Below are 20,748 nucleotides of genomic sequence, written 5' to 3'. Positions count from 1 at the left end.
GAATTCTTAAAGTGCCTCAACATCCGTCTCACCAGTACGAATACGCACTGCTTGACTTAGGTCGTAGACAAAAATCTTACCGTCACCAATTTTTCCGGTGTGCGCCGCTTTCGTGATGGCTTCGATAACGCGGTCAACGTTTTCAGCCTGAGTGGCGATCTCTAGTTTTACTTTGGGTAGAAAATCGACTTGATATTCTGCACCACGGTAAAGTTCTGTATGGCCTTTTTGACGACCAAAGCCTTTCACCTCTGATACAGTCATCCCCTCGATGCCCACATCGGCTAACGCCTCTCGAACATCATCTAATTTGAACGGTTTGATAATCGCATTAATAAGTTTCATCGCATCCTCTCTGAAGCAGTCATCCTTTTGCTTTTCTATAATCCAAGGTGCGTGCCAAGTTTTTAAACCATTGATAAATATAAAATTACATTAAATTTCCATCCTGTAGAACGAAAAACGCGCACCATAAAGGTGCGCGCACTTCCCAAAAACAGAGCATCCGTGAATTCATTCACCAATAGGGTGCATTACATTGTACGAAGAAAGGATTTCCACTGGTCGAGCAGTTGTTCGAAATCTTCCAAACCGCAGCTTGCACGGCTCTCGCTCTCATACAACTCAAACTCACTTTCCGCGCCAAGGTCAAAGTCATGCTTTAAGCTGTTCTCTTCCACTAACACTTCATCACCTTGAACTGTCAGAGAAATTTCTCGGCCTTCTAAAATGCACTCTTGCTGAGGCGCAGCTTTCGCACTGGCTAGCAACTGATCAATGCTCTCGAGTTTGACGGGGTCTTGACCAATTTCTTCCTGAAGCCAGCGACCAAAGACCTCATGCCCCATACTGGATCTTACGTAGACGTCACCCAGTAAGGTATTCTTAATAAATTCAAATTCCATAATTGAACCACCTACCCAGAAAAAGTCGTGAAGAAAAGGCGCGCACTATACCTAAAATCGGCCTCAGACACTCTAAAAATCGACACCGTGAGCCTAAAAAACAGAGATAAAAAAAGCGCCTGCCGAAGCAGACGCTGATCTGTCATATTCGCTAGAGCGTGATTACGCTGGTTCTTGGAAGATCACGGTATCCGCTTTCTTGGTGTACTGTTCCATCTTGTGGAAGTTCAAGTAGCGATAGGTATCCGCCGCGGTCGCATTGATCTTCGCCGCGTACTCAAGATACTCTTCTTTAGTAGGGATGCGGCCTATGATAGCGCCCACTGCCGCGAGCTCAGCGGAAGAGAGGAACACATTCGCGCCGGTACCTAAACGGTTCGGGAAGTTACGCGTTGAGGTCGACATGACCGTCGCTTTATCCGCTACGCGCGCTTGGTTACCCATACAGAGTGAACACCCTGGGGTTTCAATACGCACACCCGCACGGCCGTAGATGCCGTAATAGCCTTCTTCGGTCAATTGATCGCGGTCCATCTTGGTTGGCGGCGCTACCCAGAGACGTGTATTCAAGGTACCACCATATTGCTCAAGCAATTTACCTGCTGCACGGAAGTGACCAATGTTGGTCATGCACGAGCCAATGAAGACTTCGTCAATCTCAGTGCCTTGCACTTGAGAAAGTAGGCGCGCATCATCCGGATCGTTTGGCGCACACAAGATAGGTTCGTTGATCTCGGCAAGATCAATCTCAATCACGTGCGCGTACTCCGCGTCCGCGTCGGCTTCCATTAGTTCAGGGTTAGCCAACCACTCTTGCATCGCTGTAATGCGACGCTCGATGGTGCGGCGATCGCCGTAACCTTCGGAGATCATCCACTTCAACATGGTGATGTTTGAGTTGAGGTACTCTTCAATTGACGCTTGAGAGAGCTTGACCGTACAGCCTGCTGCACTGCGCTCTGCTGAGGCATCAGAGAGCTCAAACGCTTGCTCAACCGTTAAGTGCTCCACCCCTTCAATCTCAAGTACGCGACCTGAGAACTCATTGATCTTACCTGATTTTTCAACCGTCAATAGACCTTGTTGAATCGCATAGTAAGGGATCGCATGCACCAAATCACGCAAGGTGATACCCGGCTGCATCTCGCCTTTGAAGCGCACCAAGATAGACTCAGGCATATCCAATGGCATCACACCCGTCGCTGCGGCAAACGCCACCAAGCCAGAACCGGCAGGGAAAGAAATGCCAAGAGGGAAACGAGTATGCGAGTCACCACCTGTACCTACGGTATCTGGCAGCAACATGCGGTTTAACCAAGAGTGGATAACACCGTCACCAGGGCGCAAAGAGACACCGCCACGGTTCATAATGAAGTCTGGCAAGGTATGGTGAGTATTCACATCCACCGGTTTTGGATACGCAGAGGTATGACAGAATGACTGCATAACAAGGTCTGCGGAGAAACCAAGACACGCCAAGTCTTTCAACTCATCACGCGTCATTGGGCCCGTCGTATCTTGCGAGCCGACCGTGGTCATCTTAGGTTCACAGTATTGACCTGCGCGGACACCTTCAACGCCACACGCTTTACCGACCATTTTCTGAGCCAGAGTAAAGCCCTTAGTTGACGATGATGGGTCAACGGGTTTTGCAAAGAGATCGGTCTCTTCAAGACCGAGCGATGCGCGCGCGCGACTGGTTAAGCCACGACCGATAATAAGAGGAATACGGCCACCCGCTCGCACTTCATCAAGCAGCACTTTGCTCAGCTCGAAACGAGAAATCTCTTCGCCATCTTTACGTACCACACCTTCGTACGGGAAGATGTCGATCACATCGCCCATATTCATCTGTTGTACGTTCAATTCAATCGGTAGCGCGCCTGAATCTTCCATGGTGTTGTAGAAGATAGGGGCAATTTTGCCACCCAAGCAGATACCGCCGGTGCGTTTATTAGGTACGTATGGGATATCTTCGCCCATAAACCACAGCACTGAGTTGGTCGCGGATTTACGCGAAGAACCGGTGCCCACAACATCACCCACGTAAGCGAGTGGGATGCCGTCTTTTTTCAACTCTTCGAGTTGCGTGATAGGGCCAACACTACCAGGTTGATCTGGGTTGATGCCTTCACGCTCCATTTTCAGCATCGCTTTCGCGTGAACAGGAATATCAGGGCGCGACCAAGCATCTGGAGCTGGGGATAAGTCATCGGTGTTCGTCTCACCGGTCACTTTAAACACTTTAACCGTGATCTTTTCTGCGACTTTCTTCTTGGCAGTAAACCACTCTGCATCCGCCCATGATTGCATCACTTGCTGTGCAAAGCTGTTGCCGGCTTTGGCTTTTTCTTCCACGTCGTAGAACGCATCAAACATCAGTAGTGTATGAGACAAGGCTTTGACCGCGATGGGGGCTAGAGTCTCATCATCAAGGAACTCAACCAGCGGCGCGATGTTGTAGCCACCTTGCATAGTACCAAGGAGCTGCGCGGCTTTTTCGCGGCTAACCAGCGGAGAAGAGACCTCGCCTTTCGCCACAGCCGTTAGGAAACCAGCTTTGACGTAAGCCGCTTCATCAACACCCGGTGGGATTCGGTTTTCCAGAAGGTCAAGAATAAACGCTTCTTCACCTTGAGGGGGATTTTTCAGAAGTTCCACTAGGCTGGCAACTTGCTCGGCATCCAATGGTTTAGGTACAACTCCTTCAGCAGCACGCTCTTCGACGTGTTTACGATAGGCTTCAAGCACGACTTTTTCCTCTCATTGCGGTTCCTCCCCTTTATTGCTATTTATTCAGAAAAGAAGGGAGTGAACATCCTTGGAAACTTGGCGCTCCATGCCATATTGTCATTCAATTGGTGCGATACCAAACATCGAATAATCATGCCAGAGAGGCCAAACTGTGGGCGGTAGAATAGCAAATTTAACGTTAAATTAAAATCTCATCATTTTGACCAACATAGCAACTTGAGACTAAAGTTCTATGCTTTTTCATGCAGTATAAGCACATTCACCCTATAAACCGTACAACAATTTATATCGACTCGATCCCACTATTTAAACGAACTGCCGATGATGAGATAAAACGAGTCGTAGTTTTGTTCAGTACGGCCATAACCAAACATCACCGGTCCAACTGGCGAGTCAATCCCCGCAAAAACCGAGGCTGCTTGATACATCGGCGCTTGGCTGATTTCTGTATCCGGATCTGACCACACACCGCCATATTCCAATGACGCGCCGACGTAGAAGGGCGAGCTGAAGAGGCCAAAATCGTTATCAAACCAACGGTAGCGATAAGTAGCATTACCATAGAGTTTGTTTTGCCCAACCAGACTGTTTTTCGGGATGCCGGAGAGGTTTAGAAAGCCGCCTAACTGTTTAGGATCCACCAGCAACTGGGACTTTTTGCTCTCCACTAGCGCGCCATCAAAGTTTCCCACTAAAGTATGACGGCCAAAGCTGTGCGCACCTATCCAACGCACGGTGGTTTCGTACACGGTATCATCGATGTCCGACAAACTGTCTTGCGAGCTATCATCAGAAACTAGGAATCCTAGATCGAGGTAAACTCCCTTGTTTGGTAGGGCAAAGTTGTCCAAAGTATCAATGCGGTAGTTGGCAAACAGACCCAGGCGCTCATAGCGGCCAGTGCCAAACAAGGAGAAGGTCGACGCTTCCACTTCACCGTGGGTATAGCGCCCGCCCACCTTAAATTGGCTCCATAAGTTGCTCTGATAACCCATCGCCAGCTCCCCAATCCACTGGGCATAGTTCACCGGCAGGTAATTCTCGGTTGTCTCTAAGGTAGGATCGGTAATGAATTCGAACTCTCCATCGGCATCAAACGGCAGGTTGCGCGTCTGTTCCTTGTAACTGACAATCGCGTTACCAAACAGTGTTTGAGAGGAGAGGATCGGTGAATAGAGATCAAACTCCAACAGCTTGTCTGTGCCCAGTTCGACATTGGTTCTTAGCTCGGCTCCTTGCTCCGTCAAGCCGGTGAAGTTGGTGGAGACACCAATCGAGTACTGGCTTTTGGTCTGAAAGTCATCTTCAAGGAAAAAACGAAAGTCGACAAAATTCGGCCCCCAAGATTTCTCTTTGATGTTCACGCGCAGCACGTTGTCATCATCTTGCTGATCAAACTGGTAGGTCACCAACTCAAACCGATCCAACACATAGAGATCGCGTATGCTCTGCTCCAAGGTTTCAGTCGAATACTGCTCGCCGCTTTCAAGATTCAATCGCTGCGCTATTACCTCATCGGAGAATGGGCTGTTATTGCTCACCTCCAATCGGTCAATCACCACCTCATCGACATAAGTGAGTTTGGCTCGTGCTTGCTGTTTTTTCTCCACATAGTGTTGGTACTCAGCGGAAGACACCGACAACGCCTGCAATTGCTCCTTTGCTGCATGGGCGACCTCATAACCTTTGACATACGCTTCAGGCATGATGGAGAAATCGGTGGTGCCATAGCGACCCACCTCAGGTTTCAGAAGGACATCGCCCTCAGCAAGAAAGCTCGTCTGCTCTCGGGTACTGCGCTTTACAAGATAATTAGACAACTGCGAAGCGACGGTAAATAAGTTGGTAAATTCCTCTTCGGCGCGATAATCCGAACTGATGTCCACCGCGATAATGATGTCCGCGCCGAGTGCTCGAGCGAGTTCGACCGGCATATTGTTGGTCACCCCGCCATCGACCAACATTTTGCCATCCACTTCATACGGTGGCAGCGCACCAGGGACAGACATGCTCGCCATCATGGCATCGGTCAAATAGCCACTGCTTAAGATGACAGGTTCTAATTGAATGATGTCGGTCGCCACCGAACGATAGGGGATCGCCAGTTCATCAAAGCTGGTAAAAGGAGGAAGATTGCCTGTGGTTTCGCGCAAGATACGCAGCATACTCTGCCCTTGCACGACGCCTTTGGCGGCTCTGAGCTCACCAATCCCGAGGCCAAAATCGGTCGTCAGTTGGTAGCGGTCTTCGTACTCTTTATCTCGCACACGACGCTCACTGCGCGGCACTTTATCAACAAAGCCAGAGTTCCAATTGACGCTGTAAAGAAAACTCTCGATTTCATCCGCGCTCATCCCTGTAGCATACAGGCCGCCTACATAGGCGCCCATACTGGTGCCGGTAATGTAGTCGACTGGAATTTTCAGCTCTTCAAGCGCTTTCAACACCCCAATGTGCGCCGCACCTTTGGCGCCGCCGCCCGCCAGCACCACAGCAATTTTAGGGCGCTCAATAGCTGGCACATCGGTATCAAGCAGCGATGGTCCTGACTGTGCTGTCGCCATGAGTGGCCACCCGCCTAAAAAAGCGCATAGATAGCTAAAACCGCGCAAGGAGCGAAGCGTTTTTTTCACGTTTGAATTCCTTTCAAAACCAATGATTTCGGATTATATACACAAACCCATCTGACCTTACCAGTCAAAGAGTCGATTGATCCAGGATGCCGACGCTTTATCACACTGTTGTTTGAGCTGACCTGTGTTATCCCATACGGGCAACCTAAAGTCGTTACGACAATCCAGCGCCAAGCTGCCCGACTCTCGCCCAGCAAAACCTAGTGTCGTGATGCCTTGGGGCCATGGCAGACTCAATGGCTGCGGAATACGCTGTGATAAGTAATCGGCATAGACACGTAATGCGCCGCTCGACCCCGTCAGTTTGGTCGGTGTATTGTCGTCTCGGCCAAGCCAAATCGTGGTCACCTCTCGCCCATCAACACCGACAAACCAACTGTCACGCGTATCATTACTGGTACCGGTTTTTCCCGCCAGCGCCGCTTGAGAAAACTGACTATTGAGATAGCGGCCAGTGCCTTCGGTAACGCCGATTTTCATTGCATAAGTGGTCAGCCAGGCCGCTTGTTGATCGACGCGCTGTGACGCGCTAGGCAGGGACTCATACAGCACCTGCCCTTCAATGTTTAACACCGAACGCAGCGCAGAGAGCTTCGCGTATCGGCCCGAGTTGGTTAAGGTTTGGTACATTTGCGCCACCTGAAACGGGGTGAGACTGAATGAGCCTAAGAACATCGAAGGCACCGGGCGAATCTCTTCACGTGGCACGCCAAGCTGCTCAAAGGTGTTGATGACCTTCTCTATGCCCACTTGCATACCTAGCTCCACCGTCGGCACATTGAGCGATTTGGCCAGCGCCAGATAGAGCGGCACATCACCGCGATATTCTCGGTCGTAATTGCGCGGCGACCAGACGTTACCTTGACTGCCCTTGAGCGTAATCGGCTTGTCATGCAGCGTGGTGGCTAAGGTGTATTTTTCCGGCTGATTGAGCGCCGCCAAATAGACCGCAGGTTTTGCCAATGAGCCAATTTGCCGCTTCGCGTTCAAGGCTCGGTTAAAGCCATCAAAGCCGGTGCGTTTGCCACCGACCATCGCGCGAATTTCGCCGGTGTGTCGATCCACCGCCACCGCTGCGCCCTCTAATTCATCGCCCGCCACGGTTGCCAGTTGCGTTACCTTAGAGGCCACGGCGCGTTCCAATTGATGCTGCGAGACAGGGTCAAGTGAGGTAAATACGCGCAGGCCGCTGTCGCCTTGGAAACGCTCTCCAAGTTTCTCTTTGAGCTCAATACTCACTTGCTGAAAATAAGCGGGCTGACGACTGGCAATTTGTGGCGTTGCTTGTAAATCCAGTGGGCGGCTGGCAGCAGCATCAAACTCGCTCGCCGTCAACGTGCCTTGTTGCATCATTAAGCGCAGCACCAGATCTCGACGCTCTTTCGCCCGCTCAGGGTAGCGTTGTGGGTTGTAATACGAAGGGCCTTTCACCATGCCGACCAACAACGCCAGTTGATCAATTCTCAGCTCTTGAATCGGTTGGCCGAAATAAAAACGCGACGCCAAACCAAAGCCATGAATCGCTTCACCGCGGCTTTGACCTAAGTAGACTTCATTGAGGTACGCTTCCAAAATGCGGTCTTTGCTGTAGCGATAATCGAGAATCAGGGCGATGTAAGCCTCTCTCATTTTGCGCCATAAGGTGCGATCGCTCGATAAAAAGAGGTTTTTGGCTAACTGCTGCGTCAGAGTGCTGCCGCCTTGCACGGTCCGCCCCGCTTTCACGTTGGCCACCAAAGCACGCGCGATCGCCAATGGTGACACTCCATCATGCTGATAAAAGTGCCGGTCTTCTGTTGCGAGCAGCGCGTCGATCATCACTTCCGGAAAATCGACCCGCTTGATAAACAGTCGTTGTTCATCTTGATTTTTTTCAAGCATACCCAGCATTTTCGGCTCAATGCGCAAGTAGCCTAACTCCCCCGGCTTTTCTAACGATTGGATCCTTTGCAGGCTTGACGCATCAAAATGCAGCATGACGTGGCGGTCAGGCTCTGGGCCATCAGAGAACTCAAAAGGCCGACGAATCAGCTCAATCTTGCTCGAAGAAGAGGAATACTCACCCGGGTATTGAGGGTGACGCACTTTGCGATAATTGAGCACATCCAGCTCATTACGGACTTCTTGAATCGAAATGTTGTCACCCGGCGCGAGATGCAAAATACGCGCATACACCACCGTAGGCAAAGAGAACAGCTGACCTTCAAATTTCTGTTTAACCAAGCTATCAAGATAGATGCCCACCACCAGTAGTAAGGCAAACCCAGCCAAGGCGAGCTTCCATGTAAGGCCCCATAGGGTTCGTAACACACTGGCTTTTAATGGTGTTTTATTAGGCGAAGAGGGCTTTTTCGAGGCGGTTCGCGCTGGCGTACGTTTTTTCGTGGCTGTCCCTTTCGAACGCGGCTTCTTATTGCTGGTCATGAGCTAAATTCGGATTGCTGAGCATTGGCGCTTACTATATCGCGCTTTGCTGTATGCCTAAACAGCAGTAAGTCAGTTCGGCGTAAAAAAGCCCAGCGTTCAAGCGCATTCTCCGTGGGGAGACAAAAAGTAAAAATGTGACTCGCTGCGCTATCGATCTCGCAAAATTGACGATGGCCAGATAAAGCTGGCTCATTTTTAAAGGTGAACATCGCGCCGCCCTGCAACTATACACTGCGTAAATCAATAACGATAAACCCAACCAACCAATAACATAATCAAAAGCCATTATGTATGGAGGATACTATGTCCCGACTCTACACCCCCTTCAACAAAGCCGTTTTAGCATCCGCACTGATGCTGGCTGCGCAAGGCGCTTACGCAAACACCGTGCTCAAGCTTGCCTACGCTGAAAACAGCCAACCCGTGAAAGCCGCCTTACAGTACATTGGTGATGCTGTGGCTGAAAAAACCAACGGCGAAGTCACGATTCAATACTTCCCAGACAGCCAGCTCGGCGGCGAACGTGAACTGGTTGAAATGGCTCAAGTCGGTGCCATTGATATCACTAAAGTCTCATCTGGCCTTCTCGAAAGCTTCTCCCCTCTCTACGGCGTTTTTTCATTGCCTTACCTTTTTGACAGCAAAAAGGGCTTTTACCGCGTGATGGAAGACGAGGATGTCATGAGCACGGTCTATCGTTCAACAGAAGCGCAAGGCTTCTCCGGTGTCGGTTGGTATGACTCAGGAGCGCGCAGCTTCTACATGAGCAAAGCACCGGTGAAAACGCTCGACGACCTCAAAGGTAAAAAGATCCGCGTGATGCAGAGTGAAACGTCCATCGAGACAATGAAGCTCCTCGGAGCCGCACCTATCGCCATGAGCCAAGCTGAAGTGTACACCTCATTGCAGCAAGGCATTCTTGATGGCGCAGAAAACAACGAGTTTGCCCTAACCATCGCCCGTCATGGCGAAGTGGCCAAATTCTACAGCTACGACATGCACACTCGAATCCCTGACGTGGTGGTCATGAGTAACATCACCAAACAAAAGCTGACCCCAGATCAACTTGCGGCCCTACAAGAAGCGATTGATGAATCCATCACACTTCAGCAAGAGTTATGGCAAGAAGAGATGGCGAAAACGACCGAATCTGCGCGCAAAGATTTTGGCGTCGAGTTCTTCGAAATAGACCAAGCCCCCTTTAAACAAGCAGTGCAGCCCATCTATGAAAACCTCAAGAAAAAACCAGAGCTTTACTCGCTCTATCAGAAAATCGAACAAGTAGAACAAAACTAAAACCGAGGAGATAGAAGCCAGTCTTCTATCTCCTGCCCTACGAGGTTGATATGAATACGCTAAGAAAGTGGCTCGATAAAGCCATCGAATGGTTTGGTTGCTCACTGATGACCGTGATGGTCTTTGTCGCTTGCTGGCAAGTGATCAGTCGCTACCTATTTAATACGCCCAGCACCTTCTCTGAAGAAATGCTGCGCTTCTCTTTGGTTTGGCTCTCGGTGATTGGGCTTGCCTATGTGGCCGGAAAACGAGAGCACATTAGCCTAACGCTGTTTCTTGATCGCTACCCTGCCCGAATTGCGGGTTACTGGAACATCGTCATCCAAATGGTGTTCATTGCCTTTTCGGTCTACATCATGATCATCGGCGGTTGGAAAGTCTCTAGCAACGCCATGATGCAGATCTCGCCAGTGCTGCAACTGTCGATGGGTAAGGTCTACTATGCTCTACCGCTCTCTGGCGTGCTGATCATCATTTACAGCCTGCTCAATATCCTTGATATTCATAAAGAAATTCGCGCTCTTCCTTGCAAAGAGAAGCCTATCAACGATCGCGCAACAAGGAAAACCGCATGACCGATCCCATCACCGCAGCGAGCCTATTGATCGGCGTTTTTGTCTTGCTGCTAGTTTTAGGTACGCCGATTGGTTTGTGCATCGTGATTGCCTCCTGCGCGACCGTGATGCTCGTTCTTCCGTTCGATATTGCGATGTTCACCACCGCACAGAAGATGTTTTCTAGCCTAGATAGCTTTGCGCTGTTGGCCGTTCCCTTCTTCATTCTTTCGGGCGTTATCATGAATAACGGCGGCATCGCGACCCGATTAGTCAACTTTGCCAAGCTGTTTACGGGGCGCATCCCCGGCTCTTTGTCCTACACCAACATCGCGGGCAATATGATGTTTGGTGCCGTGTCTGGATCAGCCATTGCGGCTTCCACCTCAATTGGTGGTGTGATGATTCCAATGAGCGCCAAAGAGGGCTACAACCGTAATTTTGCCTCTGCGGTCAATATCGCGTCAGCGCCGACAGGGATGCTCATCCCTCCTACCACGGCGTTTATTCTTTATGCGTTGGCCAGTGGCGGTACATCAATTGCAGCGCTGTTTGCGGGCGGTCTGATTGCGGGCAGTCTTTGGGGGCTGGGGTGTATTCTCATCACCTATGTGGTGGCGAAGAGAAACAACTACACAAACTTCTTTACCCTACAAAAAGGCACGGCGTGGATCGTGACACGAGAAGCGATCCCAAGCTTGCTGCTGGTGGTCATCATTGTTGGCGGGATCGTTCAAGGGATCTTCACCGCCATCGAAGCCTCAGCGATCGCTGTTGTGTACACCGCGTTTTTAACCTTAGTGATGTACCGAACCTTAACCCTTAAAGATCTGCCGAAGATTTTGATCCAGACCTTCGTCATGACGGGCGTGATCATGTTCTTGCTCGCCACGTCTTCAGCGATGTCTTTTGCGATGTCGATGACCGGAATCCCTGGTGCGCTGAGTAAGTTGATCCTTGGCATCTCAGATAATCCGGCGATTATCATGCTGGTCATCACCCTGTTTATTTTGATTGTCGGCGCCTTTATGGATATCGGACCTGCGATCCTGATATTCACTCCTATCTTACTGCCGATTGTGCAAAAGATTGGCGTTGACCCCGTCCACTTTGGCATCTTGATGGTTTTCAACCTTGCCATCGGTACCATCACGCCTCCGGTAGGCAGTGGCCTGTATGTCGGGGCAAGCGTCGGCCAAGTTAAAGTCGAAGAGGTGATCAAGCCGCTGATCCCGTTCTACATCGCCATTATCGCGATGCTGATGCTGATTACCTATGTCCCTGAACTCACTCTATTCTTACCAAGACTGCTTGGTGTTATGTAATCGAATTAAGGAATGAAAATGAAAGTGTTTCCTGTAAAACAAAGCCCACTCCTTCGCCGTATCGAACGTGAACACCCGAAAAAAGTGGTGGTCGATAAGATTCAATCTTTGATCAACAACTTAATCAACATTCAAGATGAAACCGGCGAGTTTTTACTTCATCTTGATGACGGTCGCACCATAGATACCAAAGGCTGGGCCGGCTGGGAGTGGACGCACGGTATTGGTCTGTATGGCATGTACAAGTATTACCAACAAACCAATGATCAAACCGTGCTCAACATTATTGATGAGTGGTTTGAAGACCGATTTGCCGAAGAGCAAGCCACGAAAAACGTCAATACTGTGTGCCCATTTTTGACCTTGGCCTATCGCTATGAAGAGACGCAAGATCAATCCTTGATCCCGTATCTGGAAGCTTGGGCAGAGTATGTGATGTACCAGATGCCCAAAACGCAAAGCGGTGGCATTCAGCACATTGTTTACAACAGTGAAAACAATGAGCAGATGTGGGATGACACACTCATGATGAGCGTCATGCCGCTCACCAAGATTGGCCTACTGCTTGACCGCCCAGAGTATGTGGAAGAAGCGAAATATCAGTTCCTGACCCACATTCAATACCTTATGGATCGCGAGACCGGCGCTTGGTTCCATGGCTGGACCTTTGATGGCAACCATAACTTTGCCAATGCACGTTGGGCACGCGGCAACAGCTGGGTCACGATAGTGATCCCTGATTTCCTTGAGTTGCTCGACTTGCCAGAGCATGACGCTTATCGTCGTCACTTGGTGCACATTCTTGAACGTCAGGTGGCGATGCTCGCTCGCACTCAACAAGAGAGTGGCTTGTGGTGCACCCTGCTCGATGACGATCACTCTTATGTGGAAGCGTCAGCCACGGCGGGTTTTGCGTATGGCATATTAAAAGCCGTACGCAAGCGATACATTTCTGCCGACTACGCCCCAATGGCGAACAAAGCCGTCGATGTCCTCATCAAGGACTACATCAGCGAATCCGGTGAACTGATCAATGTCTCTTTTGGCACCGCCATGGGCGATGACCTCGATTACTACCGCAACATCCCATTGACCTCCATGCCTTATGGTCAGGCTATGGCGATCCTTTGTCTCTCTGAGTATTTACGTACCTATTTATAAACACCTACCGTGTCCTCGAAACGCGATGTTTGCCCTGCTCATGCAGGGCTTTTTTCACCTGTTGTGCACAAAAAACGGAGGTGTGAGCTTTTGTGATCTAACGCAAATCGATATTGAAAAACCTGACACCTTATCGCCAACCCCTGCATTTTTTTTAAGTCTCTCAAGAAGAGATTTACCGATAATTTCTCACATTAAGAACAACGGACATCCATAATGCAGCAACACGTAATTGCGATTGATATTGGCGCCTCTAGCGGCAGAGTCATGCTAGGAACGTTTGATGGTCAGCGCCTCTCCCTTGATGAGCAACATCGATTTACCAACCAATTGGTTTCAATCCAAGGTCAAGACTGCTGGGATATTGATGCCCTGTTTAAACAAGTGTGTATCGGTATCGACGTCGTGCTCGAAAGTGGGATTCACCCTGCGAGCATCGGTATTGACACTTGGGGTGTCGACTTTGTACTGCTGGATAAACAAGGTCAAAGGCACAGCCCTGCGGTCTCCTATCGAGACACGCGCACTCAAGGTGTCATGGAGCAACTGCTGGCCGACACACTCGACCGAAAAGCCCTTTACCAAACCACGGGCATCCAATTTTTGCCCTTTAATACGCTTTACCAATTGTGCGTACTGCCCAAAGAATCACTCAGCGATGTGGCGACCCTATTGCTGATTCCTGACTACCTCAACTATCGCCTGACTGGCGTCAAGCATTGCGAGTACACCAACGCGTCCACCACCCAACTGCTTGACTGTCGCACCAAACAGTGGAGCCAAGCTTTGCTTGATCGCATTGGTATTCCAAGTGATTGGTTTCTGGAGCCGAAAGCGCCTAACCAGATCATTGGTGAGTACAAAACTGTTCCAGTCGCGTCCATTGCCAGCCATGACACGGCGTCAGCGGTATTAGGTACGCCACTCCAATCCGACACGTGCGCCTATTTATGTTCAGGAACCTGGTCGCTCATGGGATACGAGTCCGCTCATCCCACATTGAATGACGAAGCCCTACTGTCCAACGTGACCAATGAAGGCGGTGCGGGTGGCACCTATCGCACCTTGAAAAACATCATGGGACTGTGGCTGATTCAATCCATCCAAAAACTGCACAGCGAATATCACTTCGCTCAGTTAGTGGAGGTGGCTCAGCAAAGCCCCGCATTCGAGTTTTTGATTGACCCGGACGCCGCCTGCTTCCTCAACCCTGACAACATGGAGCACGCGATCGTCGATTTTTGCCAACGAACAGGGCAAGGAACCCCACAAACATTGGCACAGATTGCGCGCTGCATTTTCGACAGTCTGGCACTGCGCTATGCACAAGTGTTTGCTCAACTTAACCATCTAGCGCCCAAACCTCTGACCGCCATTCACGTGGTGGGCGGCGGAGCCAACAATCATTTTCTCAACCAGTTGTGCGCTAATACCTGTCAAGTGCCCGTCTTGGCTAATCCGACTGAAGCTTCGGCACTGGGCAATATGATGGGTCAATTGATTGCCACTGGCGCGGTGCACTCGATTGAGCATGGGCGCGAGATCATCGCGCACTCTTTCGAACTCACCCAATTTTCACCGACACCGATTTCACAACTCGACGCGCAGCAAGCGCGCTTCGACGCCTTGACTCAATGAGGATACTTTGATGCCAACTCAACAACAGATTCATTCAGCCTACCAACTGGCGAAACAACAATTTGCCGATATGGGCATTGATACCGACAACGTCATAAAAGCAGTCAATGAGATTCCCATCTCCATCCATTGCTGGCAAGGGGACGACGTGCGTGGGTTTGAAAACCCAGAGCAAGCACTCAGTGGTGGTATCCAAGCAACAGGGAACTACCCGGGTAGAGCGCGTACACCCGCAGAATTGCGTCAAGATCTCGATAAAGCATTCAGTTTGATCCCGGGTGCTAAGCGACTCAACTTGCACGCCATCTACTTAGAATCGGACCAACCCGTTCCGCGCGACCAGATCAAACCTGAGCATTTTAAGAATTGGGTTGAATGGGCCAAACGGAATGAGTTAGGGCTGGACTTTAACCCTTCATGCTTCTCACACCCACTCAGTGAGGATGGCTTTACCCTCTCTCACCCCGACGCTGAGATTCGTCAATTCTGGATTGATCACTGCAAGGCGAGCCGAAAGATCTCTGAGTACTTTGGTAAAGAGCTTGGCACTCCGTCAGTGATGAACATTTGGGTCCCGGATGGCATGAAAGATGTGCCCATCGATCGCTTAGCCCCTAGACAGCGCTTAATGGCCTCATTGGATGAAATCATCGCCGAGCCGATTGATAGCGCTTTTCACAAAGACGCCGTCGAAAGCAAGCTATTTGGCATTGGCGCTGAAGCCTACACTGTAGGCAGCAACGAGTTCTATATGGGCTATGCCGCCACACGCGACATTTTGCTGTGTCTCGACGCGGGACACTTCCACCCGACAGAAGTAATCAGTGACAAGATTTCGGCTTGCTCACTCTATGTGAAAGAGTTCTTGCTTCATGTCACCCGCCCTATTCGCTGGGACAGCGACCACGTCGTACTCTTGGATGATGAAACCCAAGCCATCGCCAACGAAATTGTTCGCAACAAGCTCTTTGATCGCGTCAATGTGGGACTCGATTTCTTTGATGCGTCCATCAACCGCGTTGCCGCTTGGGTGATTGGCACACGCAATACGCGCAAAGCGCTGCTCAAAGCGATGCTCGAACCCGAAACGCAACTGCGCCTAGCGGAAAACAGCGGTGACTACACCACACGACTGGCTCTGTTAGAAGAGACCCGCAACGCGCCATGGGCAGCGGTCTGGGATTACTACTGTTTGATGAACCAGGTTCCTGTCGGTTTGGATTGGCTACGCGATATCAAAGAGTACGAGGAAACCGTACTGCTGCGCCGTGATGCAGAGTGAGAGAGCCCATGACGCCCAATGCAATCAGAATCGCCACGGTCATGCAGCTTAAACCCGGCCAAGCCCGAGAGTACCAGCGTCGCCATGATGAACTGTGGCCTGAACTGGAACGTGCGCTAAAAGCACACGGCGCCGAGCACTATTCCATTTTTCTTCACCCTGAGACTGAGCAATTGTTTGCCTGCCTCAATGTACGAAGTGAAGAGACATGGCAAGCCATCGCAGACACTGACATCTGCCAAAAGTGGTGGCGATACATGGCCGACGTCATGGATACCAACGAGGATAATTCACCTCGTTCAGTGCCACTGCAATCGGTCTTCTATCTCGCGTAACCACGACTATCAATTAAGGAATTCAAATGCAAACGGTGACCATAAACCAAGCAGTCCAAGACGAAATCGCCAAAGTAAGCGAAGTCGCGCAGTATCTGTGGCAACGAGAGTGGGCAGAGCGTAATGGCGGTAATATCTCTGTCGACATTACTGATATTTTTGGCGATCTCCCACCCGACCTCAGTGCTTTTCCGCATAAGAAGCTCTCTATGATTGGCGGTGATGCCTTTCCAAGCGCTGCGGCGGGTCATCTCTTTTTTGTCAAAGGAACGGGAGAGCGGATTCGTGAGTTACGTGACCCAGAAGCAGCGGGCTGCATTTTGCGCATTGACGACAGCGCACAGGGATACCATCTGCTTTGGGGTGGACGAAATAATCCAGATTTCGCCCCCACCAGCGAATTTATCTCTCATGTGGAGATCATCATCTCGCAACAGCAGGCTGGGCGAGATAGCCGATGCGTGGTTCACACGCATCCGATTGAGCTGATCGCACTTTCCCATCATCCAGATTTTGCGCAAAACGATGATGCGTACACCATAGCTTGTTGGCAAATGCTGCCAGAAGTGCGCGCTTTCGTACCTAGAGGGATTGGCATAGTGCCTTACTGCATGCCGGGTAGCCAAACCATGGCCCAAGGAACCCGCGATAAGCTGCTGATGCACGACGTCGCTATTTGGGAAAAACATGGCGCTGTCGCCACCGGCAAAGACGCACTGACCGCGTTCGATTTTGTCGATGTCGCCAACAAAGGCGCCAAACTCTATTTGATGTGCTTAGCCAGTGGATTTATCCCACAAGGCGTCAGCCCTGAAGATATGCTAGCGCTGAAAGAGACTTTTAACCTCTAAGCCAGTACGGCGTCGCTGCCACAGATGTAAATGGCTGAGAAGTACTCCACTTCTCGGCTTTTCTGTGTTTTTTCTCCGAAATTAGAGCAAAAAATGGAGAAGTGAAAAGGATCACACTCTGACTTCCATGGCGCACTAAAGATCACATTCTGTCTATCCCAGAGTTGCTGCTCCAACATGAAAGGAGTACAAAAAAAAAAAAAAACCAAAGAGGAGTAAAACAATGTTTCAATTAAACGGTGACGACTTTTTTCATACTTCAGACTCCGCCGTGTGTGCCGAAGTCCGTGCTCCTCAACCCAACTACCCAGAACATTCGCATGATTTTCACGAGTTGATCATTGTCACCAAAGGCACGGGACAACACATTCTTAATGACATCCCGACTAATCTCGCAAAGAATCATATTTGCTTTATTTCACCCAATGACCGTCACTTGTACGAACAGGTAGATGACCTCCATCTAACTAATATCTTGTTTAAAAAGAGTCGACTGGCCTACTCACCATTGCTGAAAAATCTACTACCGAGGGAAGAGTCCGAAGAGAAAAGTTGGCTGATTTCCACCGCCACGTTGAAACGCACCGAGCAACTGATGGCGCAACTCGAAAAAGAAGCGATGCAGAACTCGGTCGATTCTCGCATTATGGCTGAAGCGCTGTTTCAGCAGTTGATCGTTGAGCTGTCACGCGGACGGTTAACTTCCCAAAATAACAACGCCGACGACAACACCATTTTGCAAGTGATCGACTGGTTACAGAATAACTACAGTGAAGAGATATGCGTCAACGACATTTCCGAGCGGTTTAACATCTCGTCACGCACTCTGAGCCGCAAGATCAAGCAAGTCACTAACCTCACGTTCAACAACTACGTCCACCGTGTTCGAGTCAATAAAGCCATTGATCTGCTCCATTACTCTGACCTGTCGATCACCGACATTGCCTTTCAAGTCGGCTACAAAGACAGCAACTATTTCAGCACTAAATTCAAGCGCTTTACCCATCAGACGCCATCCCAGTTCCGTTAACGCGCCCTGACCGTTAAGTAGCCCTGTCAGTTAAAGTGCCGCTTGGTCTTTGTCGTTGCCACATGATTGGCAGGATCATCCGGCCAAACGTGTTTGGGGTAGCGCCCCTTCATCTCTTTTTGTACTTCCACGTAGCTGCCTGCCCAGAACCCTGCGAGATCTCGGGTGATCTGCAACGGTCTGCGCGCCGGAGAGAGCAGCTCCAATACTAAGGTTTTGCGACCGTCGGCAATGCGTGGCGACGTCTGCTCGCCATACACTTCTTGAATTCGAACCGACAGCACGGGCTCTTGTCCATCTTGATAACGAATCCGCACTCGTGTGCCCGTTGGCAGCGTGTAGTGCGTAGGCAGCCACTCGTCCAACTGCTGATTTAACGGCCAGCCCAAATAGGCCAGCAGCGCTTGCTCTATCGATATCGATGCCAACTGCTTGACCGACGTGACCTGATTCATATACGGCTCTAGCCAGTGCTCTAGAGCCGCCAATAAGCCATCGTCAGAGCAATCTGGCCAATCGTGCTCTGGCAGCCACTGCGCAGCGCAGCGAATACGCTCTAACGTGTCACGCGCGCGATCAGACCACTCTAATACAGACAAGCCTTTACGACGTACATAGCTCAGTAAAGCTTGTGTCATTTTTTCTTTATCTGGCGTTGCCATTGCGGTTCGAGACACCACGAGCGCGCCGAGCTTCTTCTGTTTCTCGGCGACTAAGCGGCCTTTTTTCTCATTCCAATCAACCCAGTCATGATCAGTAAATAACGACGGACAATGCTGCTCAAGCACCGAGACATCACAGGCTTGCGCAAGGTGAATACGTGACGCGTCCGATTGGCTGCGTAGTAAGTCAATCACCACCAAATACGGCGCATCGGCGAGCGGTTCGCTGTCATCAAGCTCTGCGCCATGACCATTGGCGAGCAAGAAGGTACCGGCGCCGCTGCTGCGTTGCTGCGCAATGCGGTCAGGATAGGCACAGGCCAGGGCGACCGGGACAAGGGCATCATCTAACGCCGCCAATGGCGCTGTGATGGCGAGCATCTTCGCTAGCGCCGCCGCGCGCGCACTGACCACTTTTTGCTTGCCGTGTTGGCCTTGGCGTAAACGCCAAACGCTGGTGCGAAAATCGAGCGTGTGACGCTCCGGCTCTTCCAGTAACGCCGCTACCCATACGGCGCTTTGCTGCCAACGCTGCTCGTCACTGTGGAGTAACATCGCCGCCAGTCTCGGCTCCAGTCCTAGCGTACAGGCGCGCTGACCTTGCGCGGTTAATAATGCCTGATCGTTGAGTAGGCCGAGTGATCGTAGCAATTGACGCGCCTGCGCCAACGCGACTTTGGGTGGCGGGGTCACCCAGGTCAGCTCATCGCTGTCTTGTGTTCCCCACTGCGCCAGCTCCATCGCAAGACCGGAGAGATCGGCATGCTGCATCTCTGGCGCGGGCACATCCGGCTGCTGACTCAGTTGACTTTCACTGTACAGGCGCACGCACAGTCCGGGCTCAATACGCCCTGCGCGACCCGCGCGCTGCTCGGCGGAGGATTTGGCAATCCGGATTTGCTCCAATTTGGTAATGCCTGTGCGGCTATCACACTTGGCAATGCGCTCGACGCCGCTGTCGACGACTAGACGAATGCCTTCAATGGTCAGTGAGGTTTCAGCAATGTTGGTCGCCAGTACCACCTTGCGTTGCGGTGCCGGTGCGATCGCCGCTTGCTGCTCGTTAAAACTGAGCTGGCCATATAAAGGGCAGACGAGGATACCCTCGCCCAAATCTTCAAGACGCTGCGCCACGCGCCGGATAGCGGCAACGCCAGGGAGAAACGCCAGCAACGAACCAGACTCGGTCGCCATCAGGTGGCGGATCTGCTTCGCCATCGCCTCTTCTAGCCCTTGATTCGGCTTAAGGGGCTGGTAGCAATACTCAATCGGGTAGCTGCGCCCGTGCGATTCCACATACGCCGCGTCAGGCATGATGGTTTGCAGCGCTCGCTGGTCGAGCGTCGCCGACATCACCACCAGCTTTAAGTCATCGCGCAGCGCTTGCTGAATCTCGAGGCAGAACGTCAACGCGGTGTCGGCGTGCAAGCTGCGTTCGTGAAACTCATCAAAGATGATCATATCAACGCCGCTCAGCTCAGGATCGGACTGGATCATGCGCGTTAAGATGCCCTCGGTGACGATTTCAAGCTGTGTCGCTTGGCTGACTTTACTCTCACCGCGCATCCGATAGCCGACGGTTTGTCCAACCCGCTCCCCACATTGCTTCGCCAAATAGTGCGCGATATTTCTCACCGCTAAGCGCCTAGGCTCAAGCATGATGATTTTTCCCTGCACAATGCCTGCGTTGAGCAGCTGCAGTGGAAAGTAGGTCGATTTACCGGCACCCGGCGCCGCTTTGAGGATCAGTTGAGCGTGATGCGCGACGCCTGCGAGAAGCTCGGGCATCACGTCTTGAATCGGCAGTTGTGACAATGGAGAAACCTTATGCTCTAATTGAGAGCTCAATTGTACATAAAAACAGTACTGATCCTAACTCTCTCACTCTGTTAAGT

General features: G+C 51.0%; 15 protein-coding genes. 9 read left to right on the top strand and 6 right to left on the bottom strand.

Annotation, left to right across the window (positions count from 1 at the left end; all coding sequences use genetic code 11):
* Positions 1-6: 6 nt before the first annotated feature.
* The 5 genes from glnK to mrcB form a co-directional block, all read right to left on the bottom strand.
* On the bottom strand, positions 7-345 hold the full coding sequence (glnK, locus tag AC6R0S_RS10220; protein WP_334553954.1) for a P-II family nitrogen regulator: 339 nt from the start codon (positions 343-345) through the stop codon (positions 7-9).
* Between the two features lie 188 nt (positions 346-533).
* Positions 534-905, bottom strand: a complete 372-nt coding sequence (locus AC6R0S_RS10215; protein WP_500630126.1) for a YacL family protein — start codon at positions 903-905, stop codon at positions 534-536.
* Positions 906-1,067: 162 nt separating this feature from the next.
* Positions 1,068-3,656: a bifunctional aconitate hydratase 2/2-methylisocitrate dehydratase gene (acnB, locus tag AC6R0S_RS10210; protein WP_500629318.1), complete on the bottom strand. Its 2,589-nt coding sequence runs from the start codon at positions 3,654-3,656 to the stop codon at positions 1,068-1,070.
* Between the two features lie 305 nt (positions 3,657-3,961).
* Positions 3,962-6,223 carry a patatin-like phospholipase family protein gene (locus AC6R0S_RS10205; protein ID WP_500630127.1) on the bottom strand — a complete coding sequence of 754 codons (2,262 nt, stop codon included), beginning with the start codon at positions 6,221-6,223 and terminating at the stop codon, positions 3,962-3,964.
* Positions 6,224-6,349: 126 nt separating this feature from the next.
* Positions 6,350-8,716, bottom strand: coding sequence for a penicillin-binding protein 1B (mrcB, locus tag AC6R0S_RS10200; protein ID WP_500637851.1), 2,367 nt, complete (start codon positions 8,714-8,716; stop codon positions 6,350-6,352).
* Between the two features lie 306 nt (positions 8,717-9,022).
* Here mrcB and AC6R0S_RS10195 point away from each other — a divergent pair, with 306 nt between their 5' ends.
* From AC6R0S_RS10195 to AC6R0S_RS10155, 9 genes are all read left to right on the top strand, one after another.
* Positions 9,023-10,015, top strand: coding sequence for a TRAP transporter substrate-binding protein (locus AC6R0S_RS10195; RefSeq protein WP_500637850.1), 993 nt, complete (start codon positions 9,023-9,025; stop codon positions 10,013-10,015).
* 50 nt (positions 10,016-10,065) lie between these two features.
* A complete protein-coding gene (locus tag AC6R0S_RS10190) occupies positions 10,066-10,590 on the top strand; it encodes a TRAP transporter small permease (RefSeq protein WP_500632744.1) in 525 nt (174 codons plus the stop codon).
* Positions 10,587-11,894 (top strand): TRAP transporter large permease, encoded by a 1,308-nt coding sequence (locus tag AC6R0S_RS10185; RefSeq protein WP_500632745.1) that lies wholly within the window; start codon positions 10,587-10,589, stop codon positions 11,892-11,894. Before AC6R0S_RS10190 ends, AC6R0S_RS10185 begins: the two co-directional genes overlap by 4 nt.
* A gap of 18 nt (positions 11,895-11,912) precedes the next feature.
* On the top strand, positions 11,913-13,055 hold the full coding sequence (gene bglB, locus AC6R0S_RS10180) for a beta-galactosidase BglB (RefSeq protein ID WP_500632746.1): 1,143 nt from the start codon (positions 11,913-11,915) through the stop codon (positions 13,053-13,055).
* Between the two features lie 216 nt (positions 13,056-13,271).
* The gene (gene rhaB, locus AC6R0S_RS10175) at positions 13,272-14,693 is read left to right on the top strand and encodes a rhamnulokinase (protein WP_500637849.1); all 1,422 of its coding nucleotides are present in this window, start codon (positions 13,272-13,274) and stop codon (positions 14,691-14,693) included.
* 10 nt (positions 14,694-14,703) lie between these two features.
* Positions 14,704-15,975 (top strand): L-rhamnose isomerase, encoded by a 1,272-nt coding sequence (locus tag AC6R0S_RS10170; RefSeq protein WP_500637848.1) that lies wholly within the window; start codon positions 14,704-14,706, stop codon positions 15,973-15,975.
* An 8-nt stretch (positions 15,976-15,983) separates the two neighbouring features.
* Positions 15,984-16,310, top strand: coding sequence for an L-rhamnose mutarotase (gene rhaM, locus AC6R0S_RS10165; RefSeq protein WP_500637847.1), 327 nt, complete (start codon positions 15,984-15,986; stop codon positions 16,308-16,310).
* A gap of 26 nt (positions 16,311-16,336) precedes the next feature.
* Positions 16,337-17,161, top strand: a complete 825-nt coding sequence (gene rhaD, locus AC6R0S_RS10160; RefSeq protein ID WP_500637846.1) for a rhamnulose-1-phosphate aldolase — start codon at positions 16,337-16,339, stop codon at positions 17,159-17,161.
* A 223-nt stretch (positions 17,162-17,384) separates the two neighbouring features.
* Positions 17,385-18,191: a helix-turn-helix domain-containing protein gene (locus AC6R0S_RS10155; protein ID WP_500632750.1), complete on the top strand. Its 807-nt coding sequence runs from the start codon at positions 17,385-17,387 to the stop codon at positions 18,189-18,191.
* Positions 18,192-18,217: 26 nt separating this feature from the next.
* Here AC6R0S_RS10155 and hrpB read toward each other — a convergent pair whose 3' ends face one another.
* Complete coding sequence (gene hrpB / locus AC6R0S_RS10150) at positions 18,218-20,701, bottom strand: ATP-dependent helicase HrpB (RefSeq protein WP_500637845.1); 2,484 nt, start codon at positions 20,699-20,701, stop codon at positions 18,218-18,220.
* Between the last annotated feature and the right edge of the window lie 47 nt (positions 20,702-20,748).

The organism is Vibrio sp. R15-SG3-ISO1B (assembly GCF_059833835.1).
Note: the sequence above shows the minus strand (reverse complement) of the source record. Positions and strands in the feature narration are given on the sequence as shown.

Bases quoted from the DNA above. Each gene is read 5' to 3' on its own strand.
- glnK (WP_334553954.1), bottom strand. From the start codon at position 345: ATGAAACTTATTAATGCGATTATCAAACCGTTCAAATTAGATGATGTT.
- AC6R0S_RS10215 (WP_500630126.1), bottom strand. From the start codon at position 905: ATGGAATTTGAATTTATTAAGAATACCTTACTGGGTGACGTCTACGTA.
- AC6R0S_RS10205 (WP_500630127.1), bottom strand. From the start codon at position 6,223: ATGGCGACAGCACAGTCAGGACCATCGCTGCTTGATACCGATGTGCCA.
- mrcB (WP_500637851.1), bottom strand. From the start codon at position 8,716: ATGACCAGCAATAAGAAGCCGCGTTCGAAAGGGACAGCCACGAAAAAA.
- AC6R0S_RS10195 (WP_500637850.1), top strand. From the start codon at position 9,023: ATGTCCCGACTCTACACCCCCTTCAACAAAGCCGTTTTAGCATCCGCA.
- AC6R0S_RS10190 (WP_500632744.1), top strand. From the start codon at position 10,066: ATGAATACGCTAAGAAAGTGGCTCGATAAAGCCATCGAATGGTTTGGT.
- AC6R0S_RS10185 (WP_500632745.1), top strand. From the start codon at position 10,587: ATGACCGATCCCATCACCGCAGCGAGCCTATTGATCGGCGTTTTTGTC.
- bglB (WP_500632746.1), top strand. From the start codon at position 11,913: ATGAAAGTGTTTCCTGTAAAACAAAGCCCACTCCTTCGCCGTATCGAA.
- rhaB (WP_500637849.1), top strand. From the start codon at position 13,272: ATGCAGCAACACGTAATTGCGATTGATATTGGCGCCTCTAGCGGCAGA.
- AC6R0S_RS10170 (WP_500637848.1), top strand. From the start codon at position 14,704: ATGCCAACTCAACAACAGATTCATTCAGCCTACCAACTGGCGAAACAA.
- rhaM (WP_500637847.1), top strand. From the start codon at position 15,984: ATGACGCCCAATGCAATCAGAATCGCCACGGTCATGCAGCTTAAACCC.
- rhaD (WP_500637846.1), top strand. From the start codon at position 16,337: ATGCAAACGGTGACCATAAACCAAGCAGTCCAAGACGAAATCGCCAAA.
- AC6R0S_RS10155 (WP_500632750.1), top strand. From the start codon at position 17,385: ATGTTTCAATTAAACGGTGACGACTTTTTTCATACTTCAGACTCCGCC.